General features: G+C 69.4%; 17 protein-coding genes and 1 pseudogene. 7 read left to right on the top strand and 11 right to left on the bottom strand.

Annotation, left to right across the window (positions count from 1 at the left end):
- From V7Q31_RS08985 to V7Q31_RS08970, 4 genes and pseudogenes are all read right to left on the bottom strand, one after another.
- Positions 1 to 534, bottom strand: a pseudogene (locus tag V7Q31_RS08985) (xanthine dehydrogenase family protein molybdopterin-binding subunit); the annotation flags it as partial.
- A gap of 16 nt (positions 535 to 550) precedes the next feature.
- A complete protein-coding gene (locus V7Q31_RS08980; RefSeq protein ID WP_333833362.1) occupies positions 551 to 1039 on the bottom strand; it encodes a (2Fe-2S)-binding protein in 489 nt (162 codons plus the stop codon).
- A gap of 135 nt (positions 1040 to 1174) precedes the next feature.
- Positions 1175 to 2110 (bottom strand): pirin family protein, encoded by a 936-nt coding sequence (locus V7Q31_RS08975; RefSeq protein WP_333833361.1) that lies wholly within the window; start codon positions 2108 to 2110, stop codon positions 1175 to 1177.
- 96 nt (positions 2111 to 2206) lie between these two features.
- The gene (locus V7Q31_RS08970) at positions 2207 to 2485 is read right to left on the bottom strand and encodes an usg protein (protein WP_333833360.1); all 279 of its coding nucleotides are present in this window, start codon (positions 2483 to 2485) and stop codon (positions 2207 to 2209) included.
- Positions 2486 to 2631: 146 nt separating this feature from the next.
- Here V7Q31_RS08970 and V7Q31_RS08965 point away from each other — a divergent pair, with 146 nt between their 5' ends.
- Genes V7Q31_RS08965 through V7Q31_RS08935 form a run of 7 tightly spaced genes read left to right on the top strand, consistent with a single transcriptional unit; the run spans position 2632 to position 9975 of the window.
- Entirely contained in the window at positions 2632 to 4050 is a 1419-nt protein-coding gene (locus V7Q31_RS08965) for a cryptochrome/photolyase family protein (RefSeq protein WP_333833359.1), read from the top strand.
- 18 nt (positions 4051 to 4068) lie between these two features.
- Positions 4069 to 5382 (top strand): NAD(P)/FAD-dependent oxidoreductase, encoded by a 1314-nt coding sequence (locus V7Q31_RS08960; protein ID WP_333833358.1) that lies wholly within the window; start codon positions 4069 to 4071, stop codon positions 5380 to 5382.
- The gene (locus V7Q31_RS08955; RefSeq protein WP_333833357.1) at positions 5379 to 6206 is read left to right on the top strand and encodes a DUF1365 domain-containing protein; all 828 of its coding nucleotides are present in this window, start codon (positions 5379 to 5381) and stop codon (positions 6204 to 6206) included. Before V7Q31_RS08960 ends, V7Q31_RS08955 begins: the two co-directional genes overlap by 4 nt.
- Positions 6203 to 7405 (top strand): cyclopropane-fatty-acyl-phospholipid synthase family protein, encoded by a 1203-nt coding sequence (locus tag V7Q31_RS08950; protein WP_333833356.1) that lies wholly within the window; start codon positions 6203 to 6205, stop codon positions 7403 to 7405. The genes V7Q31_RS08955 and V7Q31_RS08950 overlap by 4 nt, the downstream gene beginning before the upstream one ends.
- Positions 7315 to 7773 (top strand): hypothetical protein, encoded by a 459-nt coding sequence (locus tag V7Q31_RS08945; protein ID WP_333833355.1) that lies wholly within the window; start codon positions 7315 to 7317, stop codon positions 7771 to 7773. The genes V7Q31_RS08950 and V7Q31_RS08945 overlap by 91 nt, the downstream gene beginning before the upstream one ends.
- Before the next feature lie 25 nt (positions 7774 to 7798).
- Positions 7799 to 9124, top strand: coding sequence for an MFS transporter (locus tag V7Q31_RS08940; RefSeq protein ID WP_333833354.1), 1326 nt, complete (start codon positions 7799 to 7801; stop codon positions 9122 to 9124).
- Positions 9125 to 9156: 32 nt separating this feature from the next.
- Positions 9157 to 9975, top strand: coding sequence for a hypothetical protein (locus tag V7Q31_RS08935; RefSeq protein ID WP_333833353.1), 819 nt, complete (start codon positions 9157 to 9159; stop codon positions 9973 to 9975).
- Here the strand turns inward: V7Q31_RS08935 and V7Q31_RS08930 are convergent.
- From V7Q31_RS08930 to V7Q31_RS08900, 7 genes are all read right to left on the bottom strand, one after another.
- Positions 9968 to 10774: an SDR family NAD(P)-dependent oxidoreductase gene (locus V7Q31_RS08930; RefSeq protein ID WP_333833352.1), complete on the bottom strand. Its 807-nt coding sequence runs from the start codon at positions 10772 to 10774 to the stop codon at positions 9968 to 9970. The genes V7Q31_RS08935 and V7Q31_RS08930 overlap by 8 nt on opposite strands.
- Entirely contained in the window at positions 10774 to 11475 is a 702-nt protein-coding gene (locus V7Q31_RS08925; protein ID WP_333833351.1) for a DUF6134 family protein, read from the bottom strand. Before V7Q31_RS08925 ends, V7Q31_RS08930 begins: the two co-directional genes overlap by 1 nt.
- Positions 11472 to 12101: a ChrR family anti-sigma-E factor gene (locus tag V7Q31_RS08920; protein ID WP_333833350.1), complete on the bottom strand. Its 630-nt coding sequence runs from the start codon at positions 12099 to 12101 to the stop codon at positions 11472 to 11474. The genes V7Q31_RS08925 and V7Q31_RS08920 overlap by 4 nt, the downstream gene beginning before the upstream one ends.
- Positions 12102 to 12377: 276 nt before the next feature.
- A complete protein-coding gene (locus V7Q31_RS08915) occupies positions 12378 to 13433 on the bottom strand; it encodes a hypothetical protein (RefSeq protein ID WP_333833349.1) in 1056 nt (351 codons plus the stop codon).
- Positions 13430 to 15181, bottom strand: a complete 1752-nt coding sequence (locus V7Q31_RS08910; RefSeq protein WP_333833348.1) for a Dyp-type peroxidase — start codon at positions 15179 to 15181, stop codon at positions 13430 to 13432. The genes V7Q31_RS08915 and V7Q31_RS08910 overlap by 4 nt, the downstream gene beginning before the upstream one ends.
- 10 nt (positions 15182 to 15191) lie before the next feature.
- On the bottom strand, positions 15192 to 16253 hold the full coding sequence (locus V7Q31_RS08905; RefSeq protein WP_333833347.1) for a hypothetical protein: 1062 nt from the start codon (positions 16251 to 16253) through the stop codon (positions 15192 to 15194).
- A 2-nt stretch (positions 16254 to 16255) separates the two neighbouring features.
- Positions 16256 to 16981, bottom strand: coding sequence for a hypothetical protein (locus V7Q31_RS08900; protein WP_333833346.1), 726 nt, complete (start codon positions 16979 to 16981; stop codon positions 16256 to 16258).
- Between the last annotated feature and the right edge of the window lie 92 nt (positions 16982 to 17073).

The raw sequence follows: 17073 nt of genomic DNA, 5'->3' as shown, positions 1-17073 counted from the left end.
CACGGCGGCCTTGTTCTCGGCGACGAACTCCCAGTCGTAGCAGAGGTTGTCCGGCGCGTCGTCATGCACCGCGGCGGGCGCGGCCCCCGAGATCGCGGCCTTCATGTCGATGACCGCCGGCAGCTCCTCGATGTCGAGCTCGATCATCTCGGCGGCGTCGCGCGCCTGGGCGAGCGTCTCGGCGACGACTGCGGCGATCGGGTCGCCGACATGGCGCACCTTGCCCTCGGCGAGGATCGGGTGCTTGGGCTCCTTCATCGGCTGGCCGTTCTTGTCGGTGATCAGCCAGCCGCAGGGCACGCCGCCGACGCCTTCGAAATCCTTGGAGGTGAAGATGCGGATCACGCCCGGCGCCTCTGCCGCAGCCGACGCGTCGATGCCGTTGATCTTGCCGTGCGCCACCTGCGAGCGCAGGAAATAGACATAGGCCTGCCGCGGACGGTTGATGTCGTCGGTGTACTGACCGGCGCCGGTCAGGAAACGGACGTCCTCGCGGCGCTTGGAGCTTGCGCCGATCCCTTCATGCTTGGTCATGCGTTTTCCCTGTTGCTCACTCGGCCGCGATCTTCTCGCCGCGCAGCGTGGCCGCTGCGGCGAGGATCGACTTGACGATGTTGTGGTAGCCGGTGCACCGGCAGATATTGCCCTCGAGCCAGTCCCGCACTTCGTGTTCGGTGGGGTTGGGGTTGGTCTGAAGCAGGTCCGCCGCCGACATCACCATGCCGGGCGTGCAGAAGCCGCATTGCAGCCCGTGATTGTCCTGGAACGCCTGCTGGATCACGCCCAGCGAGCCGTCCGGATTGGCCATGCCCTCGATGGTGCGGATCTCGGCCCCTTCGGCCGCCATCGCGAGCACCGAGCAGGCCTTGACGCTGGCGCCGTTCATGTGGACGACGCAGGCGCCGCATTGCGAGGTGTCGCACCCGACATGGGTGCCCGTCAGGCCCAGCCCCTCGCGCAGGAACTCCACCAGAAGCGTCCGGCCCTCGACTTCCCCGGACACGGCCTTGCCGTTGACGACCATCGACACTGACGGCATCGCTTACGCCTCCCCTGTTCGCTCCGCCCTAACGCGGCGGATTTCGCTATGTCAGGGTTAGGGCGGTCGGCGGCGGTAATCAATCGACGCGGGTGCGACCTGTTCTCCGATCCCGCGCCTGGCCCCGACCGGGCCTCAGCGCTCCGGCGCGGGGATGAACTCGGCGGCGTCGTCGGGCGGCAGGCTGAAGCGGCCATGCGCCCAGTCGCCCTCGCGCCAGGCCTGTTTCGCCGCCTCGATCTTCTCGCGCGAGGAGGCGACGAAGTTCCACCAGATGAACCGCGGCCCCTCCATCGTCGCGCCGCCGAGCAGCATCAGGCGCGACGGCTCGAGCGCGCGCAGCGAGATGCCGTCGCCGGGGCGGAACACGAGCATCCGCCCGGCCTCGAAGCGCGTCCCCGCCACCTCGACGGCGCCCGACAGGATGTAGGCGCCCCGATCCTCGTGATCGTCGGGCAGCGGCAGCGACGCGCCAGCCTCCAGAACCGCGTCGGCGTAGAACATCTCGGTGAAGGTGCGCACCGGGGCCGTCGCGCCGTAGAGGCTTCCGAGGATCACGCGGACCTGCTTGCCCTCGGCCTCGATCATCGGCAGCGTCTCCTTCGGCGCATGCTCGAAGGCGGCTTCGCCCTCCTCCGCCCAGTCCGGCAGCGCGACCCAGGTCTGGATGCCGAACAGCTCCGCCCCCTTCGCCCGCGCCGCGACTCCGGTCCGCTCGGAATGGGTGATCCCGCGCCCGGCCACCATCCAGTTGACTGCGCCGGGCAGGATTTCGGCGCTGGTGCCGAGGCTGTCGCGGTGATGCATCGAGCCGCGGTAGAGATAGCTGACGGTGGCGAGCCCGATATGGGGATGCGGGCGGACGTCGATGCCCTGCCCGGTGATGAACTCGGCGGGCCCCATCTGGTCGAAGAAGATGAACGGCCCGACCATCTGGCGCTTCGCCGAGGGGAGCGCGCGGCGGACTTCGAAGCCGCCGAGATCGCGCGCCCGCGGCACGATCTCGGTCTCGATCAGATCGACCGCCGCCCCGGTCGGGCAATGCGGCTCGATGCACGGGTTCCAGCTCATGGCGCGCCTCCATTGTTTCCCGACATCAGGATCGACCGCTTGATGCGCTCAAGCAATCTCTTCGTCAGAAACGGTGCGTCGCGCCATGAGGGGCGCTCAGTGCAGCGCGATCTCCCGATTGAGCACCCGCACTTCGGCGGGCCGCAGCAATTGCGCGTGCGAGACACGCACCGAATGAATCGGGCCGTCGAGTTCGCGTTCCCAGAAATCCAGGAACTTCTGCAATTGCGGGAATTTCGGGGCCAGATCGTAATCCTGCCAGATGAAGCTCTGGAGCACGGATTTCGCGTCCGGCATGCGGTAGAAGATTTCGGCGGTGGCCAGCGACCAGCCCTCAAGCTGGCGGCGGAAGTCGGGATCGATCAGTCGCGTCATGCGAACTCCTTACATCAAGCTCCCTCCCCCTTGGTTCGCGCGACCGCGCGGCTGCGCCTGCTCGGCGCTGCGCCTCGCTCCGCGGTTCGATCAGTCTAGATGCAAGATCTGAAAAAACGCAAACGTCCTGGGGATTATACGAAAGTATGACGACGCCCGCCCTGCTCTGGCTCCGCCGCGACCTGCGGCTCGACGACCACCGCGCGCTCGCCGCCGCGATTGCGCATGGCGGGGCCGCGATCCCCGTGTTCATCCTCGACCCGCTGACCGAAAGCTGGGGCGCGGCGGCGCGCTGGCGGCTGGGGCGCAGCCTGACAGCGCTCGACGCCGCGCTGCGGGCGAAGGGCTCGCGGCTGATCCTGCGGCGCGGCGAGGCGCTGCCGACGCTGCGCGCGCTCGTCGCCGAGACGGGCGCGGGCGCGGTGGTCTGGTCGCGGCTCTACGACGCGCCCTCGATCGCGCGCGACGCGGAGGCGAAGGCGGCGCTGCGCGCGGACGGCGTCGCGGCGCAGAGCTTCCCAGGCCATCTGCTGTTCGAGCCGTGGGAGGCGAAGACCGGCGCGGGCGGCTTCTACAAGGTCTACACCCCCTTCTGGCGCGCCCTGCGCGACCGCGACCCCGGCGCGCCCATCGCCGCGCCCGACGCGCTCCCCGCGCCCGACGCATGGCCCGCCTCCGACCCGCTGGAAAGTTGGCGGCTCGACGCCGACATGCGGCGCGGCGCAGCGGTTCTCGCGTCGCGGGTGGAGGCTGGCGAGGCGGCGGCGCAGGCGCGCCTCGCCGCTTTCCTGCGCGAGCGCGTCGGCGACTACGCCGCGGCGCGGGACCGGATGGACCTGCCGGGCGGCTCGGGTCTCTCGCCGCATCTGGCGCTCGGCGAGCTCTCCGCCAGACGCGTCTGGGCTGCGGCGCAGGCGGTTCTCGCCGCGACGGGCGGCGCCGGCCCCGAGACGTTTCTCAAGGAGCTGGTGTGGCGCGACTTCGCATGGAGCCTGCTGCACCACACCCCCCACCTCGCCGACGCCAACTGGCGCGAGGGCTGGGACGCCTTCCCCTGGCGCGGCGACAACGAGGACGCCGAAGCCTGGCGGCGCGGCATGACCGGCGAGCCGGTCGTCGACGCCGCGATGCGCGAGATGCAGGCGACCGGCGTGATGCACAACCGGGCGCGGATGCTCGTCGCCTCCTATCTGACCAAGCATCTGCTGACCGACTGGCGGATCGGCGAGGCGTGGTTCCGCGACCATCTGATCGACTGGGACCCCGCCTCCAACGCCATGGGCTGGCAATGGGCGGCGGGCACCGGCCCCGACGCCGCGCCGTATTTCCGCATCTTCAACCCTGCGACGCAGGCCGAGAAGTTCGACCCCCAAGGCGCCTATCGCCGGCGTTGGGTGGCGGAGCTGTCGCGCGATCCCGGCCCCGACGCGCTGGCCTTTTTCGAGGCCGCGCCCGAATCCTGGGGCCTTTCGCCGCGACGACCCTACCCGAAAGCCTTAATCGACCTTAAAACCGGTCGTCAGCGAGCGCTGGACGCGTACAAGTCTCTGGGTGCAGCCGCGTAAACGAGGCGGGGAACAAGGTTGAAGATCGCAATCATCGGGTCCGGCGCCGCCGGGTTGGGGTCGGCGCTCGCGTTGTCGGACAGCGCGGACGTCACCGTGTTCGAGAAGGACGACCGCGTCGGCGGCCACGCCAACACCGTCGAGATCGAGCACACGGGCGCGCGGATCGCCGTCGACACCGGCTTCATCGTCTACAACAACCGCAACTATCCCAACCTCTCGGCGCTGTTCGAGACGCTGGGCGTGGCGACGAAGTGGTCGGACATGTCCTTCGGCTTCAGCCTCGGAGAAGGTGCGCTGGAATATGCTTGCGACAACCTCGACAAGGTCTTCGCGCAGCGCCGCAACATCTTCAATCCGCGCTATGTGATGACGATGCGGCAGGTGCTGCGCTTCTGCAAGATCGCGCCGACCGATCTGGCGGAGGGCCGCGCCGCGGGCCGCAGCCTCGGCGACTGGCTCGCAGAGCGCGGTTTCTCCGAGGATTTCCGCGAGCGCTTCATCCTGCCGATGGGCGGCGCCATCTGGTCCACGCCCACGGCGCAGATGACCGAGTTCCCCGCCGAGAGCTTCCTGCGCTTCTTCGCCAATCACGACCTCTACACCGGGCTCGACCCGGCGATGCGCTGGCGCACGGTGGACGGCGGCTCGCGCGAATACGTCCGCCGCGTCGTCGAAAAGCTCGGGCAGCGGGTCCGCGTCGGGGCGGGGGTCGTGGAAGTCCGTCGTGACGGCGGTAAAGCGCATGTGCGGCTCGCCGACGGGTCCGAGGGCGCTTTCGACCACGCGATCCTGTGTTGCCACGGCCCGCAGGCGGCGGCGCTGCTCGCCGACAAGGACGCGCGCGAGGCCGAGATCCTCGGCGCCTTCCGCACGTCGCGCAACCGCGCGGTGCTCCATTCCGACGCGCGGCTGATGCCGGTGCGCCGCAAGGTCTGGTCCAGCTGGAACCTGATCCGCCCCTCTGGCGACGACGGGCGCCGGCCGGTCGCCGTCAGCTACTGGATGAACCGGCTGCAGAGCCTCGACCGCACGCGCGAGATGTTCGTCACGCTCAACCCGCACATCGAACCGGACGCCGCGAAGGTCTTCGCCGAATTCGACTACGCCCATCCGCTCTACGACGCCGCCGCCTTCGCCGCGCAGACGGAGATCGACGCGATCCAGGGGCGCGGCGGCGTGTGGTTCGCCGGCGCCTGGCTCGGCTACGGCTTCCACGAGGACGCGCTGCGCGCCGGCCTGCGCGTTGCGAACGCGCTCGGCGCGCGGCCCGGCTGGGCGAAGGACGTCGGCGCGCCGCTGCCCGCCCAATCCGCGCGCGTGGCCGCATGACCGCGAGCGCAGCGCTCGATCTGGAGGCCGACCCCTTCGCGCCGCGCCTCTATCTGGGCGACGTGATGCACATGCGCCTCCAGCCCTTCGCGCATCAGTTCCGCTACCGCGTCTTCACCGCGCTGCTCGACGTGGACCGGCTCGAGGAGACGGCGGCGCGGCTGCGGCTGTTCTCGGTGGACCGCTTCAACCTGTTCGCCTTCCACCGCCGCGACCACGGCCCCCGCGACGGCTCGGGCTTGCGCCCCTGGGTCGAGGCGCGCCTCGCCGAAGCGGGCCTGCCGAACCCGGCGCGGATCATGCTTCTGTCGATCCCGCGCCTGCTCGGCCACTCCTTCAACCCGCTCTCGGCCTTCTTCTGCCATGACCGCGAGGGCCGGCTGGAAAGCGTGATCTACGAAGTGAAGAACACATTCGGCGACCAGCACCCTTACGCGCTCGCAGCGACCCCGGACGCGGACGGCGCGGTGCGCCACGACCAGCCCAAGGAATTCTTCGTGTCGCCTTTCATCGGCATGGACCAGACCTACCGCTTCACCATCCGCCCGCCCGGCGAGAAGCTCGCCATCCGCATCAAGCAACACGACGCCCGCGGCGACTATCTGATCGCGACGCAATCGGGGCGCGCCGAGGCGCTGACCGACGCCGCGCTCGCCCGGATCGCCGCGCGCGCCCCCTGGGCTGCGGCGAAGGTGATGGCGGCGATCCACTGGCAGGCGCTGCGGCTGTGGCTGAAAGGGGCGAAGTTCCTCGGCCATCCGGGCGACGACGCAATCGTGAAAAAGCAGGCGCCGTCCGGCGCGGCGACCGGGAGCGAAGCATGAGCCTCATCTCCATGGACGGCGCGCCGCGCTGGTTCCACACCGTCTTCTCCATCGTCGGCAACATCTCGGTCGGCTCGCTCACCTTCGTCCTGCCCGACGGTCGGGAATACCGCGCCGAAGGGGCCGAGCCCGGCCCGAACGGCGTGATCGTGGTGCACAATCCCGAGCTGTTCTGGCGGATGATCCGCGACGGCGAACTCGGCTTCGCCGAGGCCTACATGGACGGCTGGTGGGACACGCCCGATCTGCAGGCCGTGCTCGACGCGGCGCTGCTGAACAACGACACGGTCGCCCGCGGCTTCGCCGGGCGGACCCTGACGCGGATGGTCGAGCGCTTCCGGCACTTTCTCAACCGCAACACCAAGCGCGGATCGGCGCGCAACATCTCGAAGCATTACGACCTCGGCAACGATTTTTACTCGGTTTGGCTCGACGAGAGCATGACCTATTCGTCTGCGCTCTTTCATCGCTCCGACGAGAGCCTGCCCGACGCCCAGCGCAACAAATACGCCGCCATCGCCGATTCGATGGGGGTGAAGCCCGGCGACCATGTGCTTGAGATCGGCTGCGGCTGGGGCGGCTTCGCCGAATACGCCGCCGCCGAGCGCGGGGTGAAGCTGACGGGCCTCACCATCTCGCGCGAACAGCACGATTTCGCGCGGCGGCGCATCTTCGAGAAGGGACTCGCCGAACGGGTCGAGATCGTGATGCGCGACTATCGCGACGAGCGCGGGCGCTATGACGGCGTCGCCTCGATCGAAATGTTCGAGGCGGTGGGCGAGAAATACTGGCCCGTCTACTTCGACACGGTGCGCGACCGTCTGAAACCTGGCGGGCAGGCGACGCTGCAGGTCATCACCATCGCCGACCGGTGGTTCGAAGGCTACCGCGAGGGCGTGGATTTCGTGCAGAAATACATCTTCCCCGGCGGCTTCCTGCCTTGCCCGTCGGCGCTGAAGGCGCAGACCGCGCGCGCCGGGCTCGACTGGGTCGAGAGCCGGGAATTCGGCCACAGCTATTCCGACACGCTGCGGCGCTGGCGCGGCAAGTTCAACGAGGCCTGGAGCGACATCCGCGAGATGGGCTTCGACGAACGCTTCAACCGGATGTGGAACTTCTACCTCGCCAGCTGCGCCGCCTGCTTCCTCGCCGAGACGACCGACGTCACGCAGGTCACGCTGCGCCGGAGCGCAGCCTGAGCCCGCGGGCGCGCGCAGCGGCGCTTTTCGGCGCGGCGGGGCTGCTCGCCGCCTGCGCGCATGTCGCCGTCGAGACGCCCGGCGCGCTGCGCGACTGGCGGCAGACCGTCCCTCTGGCCGGATTGACCGGCGCGGCGCTGGGCTGGATCGGGCGGCCCGCCTCGGCGAAAGCCGGAGCGGCGCTGGCCGCGGCGGCGCTCGCCGCCTTCGCGGCGCTGTTCGCGCTCGGGCATGTGGCGATCTCCGGCGGCGATCTGATCGGTTCGGCTGCGGATGCGGCGCGCGCGCTGTTCGGCGCGGGGGGCGCGGCGGCGCTCGCCCTCGGCGCGCTGGCGGGCTGGGCCGCGGGCCGATCGGCGCCATCTTGAGCCGCGCCCTCAGCACGGAGCGTCCATGACCGCCGACCGCCTGCGCCTCGGCGCGCTCGCCGCCTACGCGCTGCCCGCGGCCCCGCTCGCGGCGCTCTATTTCCCCGTCTACGTCTATCTAGCGCCGTTCTATGCGGCGGAGCGGGGCGTCGCTTTGTCGGCGCTCGGGGCGCTGCTGATCGGCGTGCGGCTGCTGGATGCGGTCACCGACCCGCTGATGGGCTGGATCTCGGACCGCACGCGCTCGCGGCTGGGGCGGCGGCGGCTGTGGCTCGCCGTTTCGACCCCGCTGGTCGTCGCGTCCGTCTGGATGCTGCTGGTTCCGCCAGCCGATGCGGGCTTCGGCCACGCCGCAATCTGGATGGTGGCTCTGACGCTGAGCTGGACTGTCGCCCTCACCCCCTATTTCGCTTGGGGCGCGGAGATCACCCCCGACTATGCGGGCCGCGCGCGCGTGACCGCGTGGCGCGAGGGAGCGGCGCTGGTGGGCACAGTCGCCGCGGTCCTGCTCTACACGGCGCAGGGCGACGCCGCGGGCGGGCTGCGGGCGGTCGCGCTGTTCGTGGCGCTCGGCCTGCCGCTCGGCGTGCTCGTGGCGCTGCGCGGCGCGCCGGAGCCCGCCCTCGCCGAGCGCTCCGCGCCCGGCGTCGCCGAGGCGCTGGGGGCGCTGCGCGACAACGCGCCGTTCCGCCGGCTGCTCGCGGCCTATTTCATCAACGGCGCCGCCAATGCGTTGCCGGCGGGGCTGTTTCTGTTCTTCATCGACGACTACCTCGCCGCGCCGGATGCGGGCTGGGTGCTGCTGATCTATTTCCTCTGCGCCATCGGCGGCATGCCGCTCTGGAGCTGGGCGGCGCGGCGCTGGTCCAAGCATCGCGCCTGGGGGGCGGCGATGCTCTGGGCCTGCGCGATCTTCGCGCTGGTCCCGCTGCTGGGGCCCGGCGACGTTTTCGCCTTCGCGGCGATCTCAGCGCTGACGGGGCTGGCGCTGGGCGCGGACCTGTCGCTGCCGCCTGCGATGCAGGCCGACGTCGTCGATCTCGACACGGCGCGGACCGGCGCGCGGCGGGCGGGGCTGTTCTTCGCGCTGTGGTCGGTGGCGACGAAGGCGGCGCTCGCCGTCTCGGGCGGGCTGGCGCTGATCGCGCTCGACGTCGCAGGCTTCCAGCCGGGCGCCGAGAACGACGCCGGCGCGCTGACGGCGCTCGCGCTGCTCTACGCAGCGGCGCCAGTGGCGCTGAAACTGGTCGCCGTCTCGATGATGTGGAACTTCCCACTCGACCGCGCCGCGCAGGAAGGCCTGAGGGACGAGATCGCTCTTGCAGACGCCAGCGCGACCAACGTATCTTAATGACCTCATTGAAGATATGGAGGCCGCGCTGAATGACGACCGAGCGCAACGCCGCCGCTGGCGAGCCGCCGGGCGTAGCTGTTCGTTCGATGGACGTTCTGATCACGAAAAAGACGCCCGCATTCGGCGGATTCTTTTACACGGGCGCGCGGTACGGCGCATACGGTATGCCCGGAAATGAGCAGATCCATTTCTTCGCACTTGAAGATCACCCGTTGCTAAGCGTCGTGAAGCGTTCGCCAGCGGTAGTCGGGCTAGGGGCGCTCACAGCCGTTGGCGGGGTCACCGGCCTTGGCGCGCTCGGCGGTCTCGCGGGCGTTGGGGGCCTCGCAGGCTCTGGCGTCGCGCCGCAAGTCCTCTCAGCCGTCTCTCGTGCGGCTCCGACCGCGCCGACCGAAGCGGCGACGCCCGCCGACCCAGCGAAGGGTCCTACGAACAAGGATCGCGCGGAGGCCGCGGACGAGGCGTGGAAATGGTTGCTGCGCGGCGGCGGCGCTGTCACCGCGACCGAACTCGCCAATGTCGGCGGCGCACAGGCGGCCGCGCAAATGGCGGGAAAATATGCGGGCGTACCCGTCGAAGCCGCCTCCGTAACGGCGCTGGCGCAGAAGATCGAGACCAGCGGCGCGGCGGCGCCGGGCTCGGACCTTTGGAAGATACTCAAGCTCGGCATCCTCGCCATCACGCTATTCGGCTTGACGCCGAACGTCATCCGATATTTATTCGGAGAGAGTGAGCCGTCTTGGATCTGGCCTTTAGCCTATGGGCTTAATGTTACGATCATCTTGGTGGCCGGGTTGTGGGTCTTCGACGCCGGCCCGTTCGCAGCGCTCGAAGCGCCGCTCAGCTGACGTCCGGCCCCCAGCCCATGAGCTTGCGCATCACGGCCAGATAGGCGCGGTTGGGCAGAAGCCCCAGCGTGCGCAGGATCAGCGCGAAGCGGCGGGGGAAGGCGATCTCGAAGCCGGGGCCCTCCAGACCGTCGACGATCCGCCGGGCCGCCTGATCGGGCTTCATCACGAAGGGCATCTTGAAATCGTTGACGCTGGTCGCCTCGGTCTCGACGAAGCCGGGATTGACGACCGAAATCCGCACGTTGAGGTCGATCAGGTCGTAGGCGAGCGCCTCGGCCATGTGGATCAGCGCCGCCTTGGTCGCGCCATAGGCCGCCGCCCTCGGCAACCCTCGGTAGCCCGCCACCGAAGCCGTGATCGCGACATGGCCCCTGCGGCGCGCGATCATGGACTTCAGCACAGGGTCGAGGCAGTTCGCCACGCCCTGGACATTGACGGCGAACGTCTTCGCGACGACGCCCGCGTCGAATTCCTGCGCGCGCATCGGGATGTAGACCCCCGCGTTGAGCAGGCACAGCGCGAGCGGCCCGTGCTCGGCCTCGATCGCCGCGACCAGCGCCGCCATCCCCGCCTGATCGGTCACATCGCCCGCGAAGGGCAGGATCGCGCCGGCCAGCCCTTGCGTGCGCGCCTCCTCCGCAAGCGCCTCCAGCGCCTCGGCCTTCCGGGCGGTGACTGCGACCCGCCAGCCGCGCGCGCAGAGCTCCAGCGCAGTCTCGCGCCCGATGCCGGCGCTGGCCCCCGTCACCCAGGCGACGCCGTCGCCCGGGGCCATCACCTCGCTCCAGACGCCCATCAGCCGTTCCAGACGTCCGACAGGCGGCTGTCGAGCGAGTCGGCGACATAGCGCGCCGTCTCGCCGCCCGCATCGAACTCGCAGCCCGCCCATTCGCCGCGTTCGTCGTAGAACAGCTTCACATCGAAATCGGGGGCCGCCTTTGCGCGGTAGCTGCGCGCGAACGCCTGACCGCGCTTCGTGCGCACCTGCGTCTCGCCGAGCGTTGCGACGCCGACATCGTAAAGCTCTCCGCCGTCGGTGCTGATCCACGTTCCGCGCTTGAGGAAGGCGTCGGTGAAATAGCTTGTGGTGGCGGCGTCGGCGGGGGCCGCGCCGGTGTAGAGGCTGCCCTCCACGCGCAATTCCCCCGCCCCGTCGCGCGTCGCCGCGACGCGCTTGCGCCGCCCGTCGTCGTTCACCGAACTGTCGATCCGCATCAGGAGCCCGTCGCGCCAGGTCTCGCGATTGGTCATCTCGTAGCGATAGGCGGCGATGCCGAGAACGCGCACGACGATGCGGATGTCGATTTCGGCGCGCAGATCGCCGCCTTCGCGGATCAGCGCGACGCGGTGCGTTCCGATGTCGGCGCCGTCCCGCAGGATCGTGAAGCGCCGCTCCGCCCGATCCGCCGCCAACGCGAGCGCTGGCGCGGAGATCGCGGCTGCGGTCAGCGCCAGCGCGCTTCGGCGCGTGACGCGGGTTGTTCTCGGTCCGCTCATTCTGCGAACAGGTTCAGCGCGCGGCCCAATGCGCCGGTGAAGCGCAGATTGCCGGCCATCACCACGAGACAGACGCACTCCTCGCCCGGCGCCGCATTCGGGTGGTGGTCGTCCTCGGGCGTCGCGACCGCCACGTCGCCGACCCCGAAACGCGCACCGCGATCCTGCAGCGCGCCGGTCAACACGAGCGTGGCCTCTTCGGCGGTATGGGTGTGGCTCGGCACGCCGGCGCCGGGGCGCACGCGCAGAAGGCTCACCCGCTCCGCTCCGCCCAGATCGATCTCGTGCTCGGAGACGCCGGGAATGCGGAAGCGCCAGCGGATCTGCTCGAAGGGCGCGCCGACTGCGTCCGCGACCGGGCGCGGCAGCGGCCCCGCATCCCGCACGGGCTTCGGCGACGGCGCCTCGGGCGCGTCGAGCAGCGCGAAGGCGCGATCCAGCGACGGCGGCTCTGCGGCGGGCGCGGACCGCAGCATCGCGCCAGCGATCGCCTCGAGCGACGCGACCTCGCGCCGGCAGCGCCCGCAATAGGTCAGATGGGCCGCTACGAGCAGCGAGACGCCCTCTGTCGCTGCGCCGGCCGCATAGGCCGCCAGCATGTCGTCGGTCGGATGCCCCTGGATCATCGCTCGGTGTCGCCCGCTTTCGCCTTACTCGTCAACATTACGCCCGGCGCCGCGGATCGGATCACGCAGCTTCGGTGCGGCGAGACATATTCCTCCGACGCGCCCTGAAAAGAGCGCCGCCGCCGAAAGGCGAACCGGCCCGGAAGGACCCGTTGCATCGGTCGATCGCGAAGCGCAAGACCCAGACGATCGCGCGCCTGCGGCGCAGCGCCCCGAGCCCGGCGAGGGCCGCGCCGAGAAGCGCGACGCGCCCGCCGGAAGCGCGACGTCGCGATCTCACCGGGGCGCGACGCCGTCGCGGGCGAGGCGCGCCTCGGCCATCGCCGCATAGACCTCCCGGCGCGCGCGGTTGATCGCCCCGAGGGGGCGGTGCGGCTGAGCGCAGTTCCACAACGAGAAGACCAGATGCTCCGCGGACGGGTTGATCGGCGCCACGACCTGCTCGGGTATCTCGACCCGCGCGAGCGGGACGAATTCGGCGCCGTTGGCCGTCCAGCTCACCGAAGGATCCTCAACCGGATGGCGCGCGGGATCGCTGCGCAGATGGGCGCCGAAGTCGAAGGCGACCGGCCCCTGACGCAGCGCCCAGCCCAAAGCCAGCCGCAACCCGTCGCGGTCGGTGACGCCGGCCTGCGCCCCGGGCGCGGCGGCCAGCGGCGACACGGCCATGTATTTCACCGCCGCGTCGCCGAGCCGGTAGGGCGTCGCGCTCCAGTAATGCGTCGCGACCGGCGAGCGCGGGGTCTGCGCGGCGAAAGCCTTGGCGCGGGCCCCGAGTTGGGGACGCAGGAATTTCAGCACGGCGATCCCGCGCGCCAGCGCGAAAACGCTCCCCTGCTTGTGCAGGAAGCGCACGATGTTGGAATAGGCGTCGCCGAAGGCGCGATATTCCAGCAGGCTGCGGCAGAAGAAGATCTCCCGGTCGATCAGGATGAAGTCCTGCGACGCGGCGCCGCTCGGATCGGGGCACAGCGAGGCCCCGAGCGGGGCGTCCGGCGCGGCGAACAGCTTGATCGCCATGCCATGCGCGTCTGGCAGGCGGTCGTCGTCATGCGAGCCGCTCGAAAAGCGCACCAGCGCGTCGAAGGCGGCGGGCGCCGCGAACACGCCGACGCGCAGGCGATCGGGGATGTCGTCGCGCACGACGAAGCGGGCGCGCACGACCCCATGCGCCTTGCCGTGCTGGCCGCGCGGCGTCACGCCCCGGACCGTATGGAGCGTGCGCATGTTCGCCGCGACGATCCGGCCGAGCGCCGCGCGCTCTTCGGGCCCGAGCTCCGCCTCGCCGAGTTCGGGCGCGACGGGGATGTCCGTCGCGGCGGCGGTCGTCATGTCGGGTCCACCGTGCCGCGCGCGATCATCCGCAGCGCGGTGATCGACGGAATGAAGAAGTATTCGCCGCCCCGCGGCTCGACGAACGTCTTCAGATTGTCGACGATGTAGGGGATTTGGCCCTTTGACGGATCGCCCGTCGCCACGAACCGCTTGTAATGATCGTGATTGCCGACCAACGGGCAAGTGCTGTTGCCGGCGTTGAAGTCGAGCCCGTACTGGATCCATTGCTGCTGGACGAATTCGTATTGCCTGAACAGGCTGGCGCAGACCACCATCATGATCACGCCCTGCTCGGTCGAGTCGTCGCCTGCGCCGGGTGTGCTGTCGCCATAGGGCAGACCGCGGCGCATGATGCGGCGGCGCTTGTTGAGGCTGCTGACCGAGTCGCGCACCGTCGCCGTGCCGCGGGCGAGCGCGGGATCGAGATGGTCGCGGGTGTTGACCCGGCGCATGTGCGCCCCGAACGGGCAGGCGGCGCCCTGCATGTCGTCCCCGTACTTGAAGTCGGAGGCGTGGGTCTTGCCGAGATAATCCCGGTGCGCAGCGTAGTTCTCGACGGTCTTGTCCTCGGTCATGCGGAATTGCGCGCGCACCGCCATCCAGCTCTCGAAGTCCGGCGCCTTGCTCAGCGGCACGCCGTCGGGCCAGCGCCCGATCATCTTCGACTTCAGCGCGACTTCCGCCTGCGGCTCGGGCAGGCCGACGACGCGGGCGTAACGCCGCCCCTCCTCCCGAATGAAGTCGCGCCATGTCGAGACGTTCTGGTGCAGCTTGCGATAAGCCATGAAAGAGCCGTTGCGGCTGAAATCATCCGGGCGCGGCGCAGGCGGCAACTCCTGGCTCTCGTCGGGATAGCCTAGCACGAACTCGCCGGTGGCGAGCGGCTCCCAGCCGCGCGCGGGGCTCATCCACTTGCCGCGCCCGATCACCTTCTGGCGCATCACGTCGGGCTCGTACTGACCCTCGAAGACCGGATCGCCGATGCCGTCGGCGAAACCGAAATGCTCGGACGGGATCGGCAACCGCACGGTTCCGTGCTCGCGATGGGTGAAATCGTCGAACAGCGCCGAGCCGCTCTGATACTCGGCGCCGCCGTCGCGCCCGTTGCCGTCGAGAATGCGGATGCGCCCGCGCGCATCGCCATGTTCGGCGGCGTAGCGCGCCGTGACGGCGGCGCATGTGTCGCGCAGCCATTGCGTGCGCTCTTCGAGGATGTCGGGGCCGCGGTCGCCGCCGACGACGTTTTCGGTGAAGGGCTCGACCCGCGCATTCATCGAAATCCAGATGTGGACGTCGGTCGGATCGCCGGGGTAGCGGCGGTTCTCGCGCCAGATCGGGTCCCATCGGGCGATCCAGTCCGGCGGCGGGTCGGATGGCAGGACCGGCTGCGTCGGATCGACCAGATGCGTCGCCGGCTGGTCGCCGAGGACGTATGAGCGCTTGCGCATCCCGTCGATGAACTCGTCGGGAAAGCCCTGCAGCGTGCGCACAGGCAACTCCAGCATGTAGAGCCCGATGAAGGTGAAGCCGATGTTGAAGGTGCAGCGCGGATACTGCGTCGCATCCTTCGGCCAGCGCTGCGCAGTGGTGACGAAGCCCGAGGCGAGCACCTCGCGCACGAAGGCGCGCCCGACCCAGGCGTTCGTGAAGTTCAGGAAGAAATACCGCGCCTTGGGGTAGCCGAACTTGCCATAGGCGCGGACGACGTTGCCCTGAATGTCGTCGAGATCGAGCGTCCGCTTCATGTCCTGCGCCTCATTCGGACCGGACCACGCCCGGCGGTTGGGTCTTGTCGAACAGCTCCTCGGGCGCGTGGGCGGTCAGGAAATCGCCGAAAGCCCCGCGCAACTCCGCCGGCGACATGTCGTAGCTCCGCGTGACGAACCCCGCGAATTTCTGCTGGATGTAGAGGCCCTTGAGCACTGACGGCAGATCGCCGAACTCGGCCGCCGGCCACGGCTTCTGACCGTGCGCCATCGCGAACCGATAGCCGCCATAGATCGCCGCGACCGTGAGCAGCAAGGCGACCAGCGCCGCCTGTTCCGGCCGATACCCTAGCCACGTCTCGGCCCCCGTGACCCATGCGAGGAAAGCGAGGACCGTTGCGATCAGCGGCGCGGCGACAGCGGCGGCGATGGCCTTCACGGGAAGCAGCTTCACTTTCGGCGGATCGATGTAATAGTCGTTGAACGGCATATACGTCTCGACCTGGCAGCGCGCGACGTAGCGCGCGAAGTCGTCGGCGGTCTTGATCGTCTCGTCGTCGAATTGCTGGCAGTTCCCGAATATCTCGCGCAGCTCGCCTTCCGCGAGCGTCCAGATCTCGCGCGCCCAGTCGTCGCGCACCCGGTCCTGCTCGGTCGGCGTGAGGCTGTCCTTGAGCTTCTCGCCCGGCGTCATCACCGCGTCGAAATCGGCGGTGAACATCAGATAGGCGCAGGGCAGCAGGTCGGCGGGGTCGGGATCGGTCGGCTTGGGGCGCAGGCCGGCCTGCGACAGCAGCGTGTCCGAAGGCGGACGACCATTGAAGATCGCGTCGTCGAGCACGGCGAAGCGCAGCAGATGCGTGCGCAGCGACCCCGCGAAGGGGCTGGCGCGAGGATCGTCCGGCTTGCCGATCCGCTCGAAAAACCGGCGGTTGACGTCGAGCTTCCAGATCGCCGGATCAGTGGCGGGGCTTTGCCAGGCGCGCGGCAGACGGTCGATGGCGTCGCGGACCCTCTGGACCGGCGAATCCGGCAGACGGTCGTCGACGACATGCGACCGGATCGGCGCGAAGGCGGTCAGGAAATAATGCCCGGCGTCGAAATTCGGCATGGTCAGCCCCCCTTCCGCGCCAGCGCGAGCCGGTTGAGTTCCGCGCGCGCCGTGTCGTCGCTCGCCGCCGGCGCATAGCCATGCTCGCCGAAATCGTTCTGCACAGCGCCCAGCGCCTTGCGCCACGCGGCGCTGAAGGCCGCATCCCTTGCGCCGTCGTCCATCGTCGCGTCGTCGGCGAGACGGCGGTGGAGATCGCGCAGTTTCAGCACTTCGCGACGGACCCGCAGCGCCGCCTTCACGTCGCGCTGCCCCGCGCCGGGGACCGCGTTGTAATAGTATTTCGTGTCGAACTGGTTGTGCGTGATGTAGCGCTTGAACTGCGAAACCGGGATCGACTGCGGATAGCCCATCGCGCTGTACCACGCCTGATCGAGCCGCATCGGCGCGCCGTCGGAGAAGGCGTCGATATACTGGTCCCAGGCGCCGTTGAAGTTCGAGCAGAACAGCATGTAGTCGTGCCGTATGCGGTCGCGCGGGTCGGTCGCGCCGCGCTCGAACCACGGCCAGTCCTTCGGACGGATGAACGCCCAGCGCGCGAAATGGATCAGCGACAGACCCAGAAGCTCGTCCAGAAGTTTCGGAACCCCGCGGCTCGCCATGAAGATCAGCTTGTTGATCCAGGTCGCGCGCCACTGGAGTCGTAGGCGCAACAGACTGAAACGGGTGCGGCGCGGACTCGGCGTGAGCACGTTCATCGCATAGGACTTGCCGGCGATGTTCGACATTTACGGCCCCCGCGTGTGAATTTTTCAAAAGTCTTGATGAAGCGTTTCACAAAGCCCTTAAGACCGCAATCGCAATGCGTGCAAAGGCTTGA

Origin of the sequence: Rubrimonas sp. (assembly GCF_036788415.1) — a bacterium.
Taxonomy (GTDB): Bacteria; Pseudomonadota; Alphaproteobacteria; order Rhodobacterales; family Rhodobacteraceae; genus Rubrimonas.
This window is presented reverse-complemented; position numbering and strand designations above follow the sequence as displayed.

What these genes read in the sequence shown, in the direction of transcription:
- V7Q31_RS08980 (WP_333833362.1), bottom strand. Translation starts at nt 1,039, where the DNA reads ATGCCGTCAGTGTCGATGGTCGTCAACGGCAAGGCCGTGTCCGGGGAA.
- V7Q31_RS08975 (WP_333833361.1), bottom strand. Translation starts at nt 2,110, where the DNA reads ATGAGCTGGAACCCGTGCATCGAGCCGCATTGCCCGACCGGGGCGGCG.
- V7Q31_RS08970 (WP_333833360.1), bottom strand. Translation starts at nt 2,485, where the DNA reads ATGACGCGACTGATCGATCCCGACTTCCGCCGCCAGCTTGAGGGCTGG.
- V7Q31_RS08965 (WP_333833359.1), top strand. Translation starts at nt 2,632, where the DNA reads ATGACGACGCCCGCCCTGCTCTGGCTCCGCCGCGACCTGCGGCTCGAC.
- V7Q31_RS08955 (WP_333833357.1), top strand. Translation starts at nt 5,379, where the DNA reads ATGACCGCGAGCGCAGCGCTCGATCTGGAGGCCGACCCCTTCGCGCCG.
- V7Q31_RS08950 (WP_333833356.1), top strand. Translation starts at nt 6,203, where the DNA reads ATGAGCCTCATCTCCATGGACGGCGCGCCGCGCTGGTTCCACACCGTC.
- V7Q31_RS08940 (WP_333833354.1), top strand. Translation starts at nt 7,799, where the DNA reads ATGACCGCCGACCGCCTGCGCCTCGGCGCGCTCGCCGCCTACGCGCTG.
- V7Q31_RS08935 (WP_333833353.1), top strand. Translation starts at nt 9,157, where the DNA reads ATGACGACCGAGCGCAACGCCGCCGCTGGCGAGCCGCCGGGCGTAGCT.
- V7Q31_RS08930 (WP_333833352.1), bottom strand. Translation starts at nt 10,774, where the DNA reads ATGGGCGTCTGGAGCGAGGTGATGGCCCCGGGCGACGGCGTCGCCTGG.
- V7Q31_RS08925 (WP_333833351.1), bottom strand. Translation starts at nt 11,475, where the DNA reads ATGAGCGGACCGAGAACAACCCGCGTCACGCGCCGAAGCGCGCTGGCG.
- V7Q31_RS08920 (WP_333833350.1), bottom strand. Translation starts at nt 12,101, where the DNA reads ATGATCCAGGGGCATCCGACCGACGACATGCTGGCGGCCTATGCGGCC.
- V7Q31_RS08915 (WP_333833349.1), bottom strand. Translation starts at nt 13,433, where the DNA reads ATGACGACCGCCGCCGCGACGGACATCCCCGTCGCGCCCGAACTCGGC.
- V7Q31_RS08910 (WP_333833348.1), bottom strand. Translation starts at nt 15,181, where the DNA reads ATGAAGCGGACGCTCGATCTCGACGACATTCAGGGCAACGTCGTCCGC.
- V7Q31_RS08905 (WP_333833347.1), bottom strand. Translation starts at nt 16,253, where the DNA reads ATGCCGAATTTCGACGCCGGGCATTATTTCCTGACCGCCTTCGCGCCG.
- V7Q31_RS08900 (WP_333833346.1), bottom strand. Translation starts at nt 16,981, where the DNA reads ATGTCGAACATCGCCGGCAAGTCCTATGCGATGAACGTGCTCACGCCG.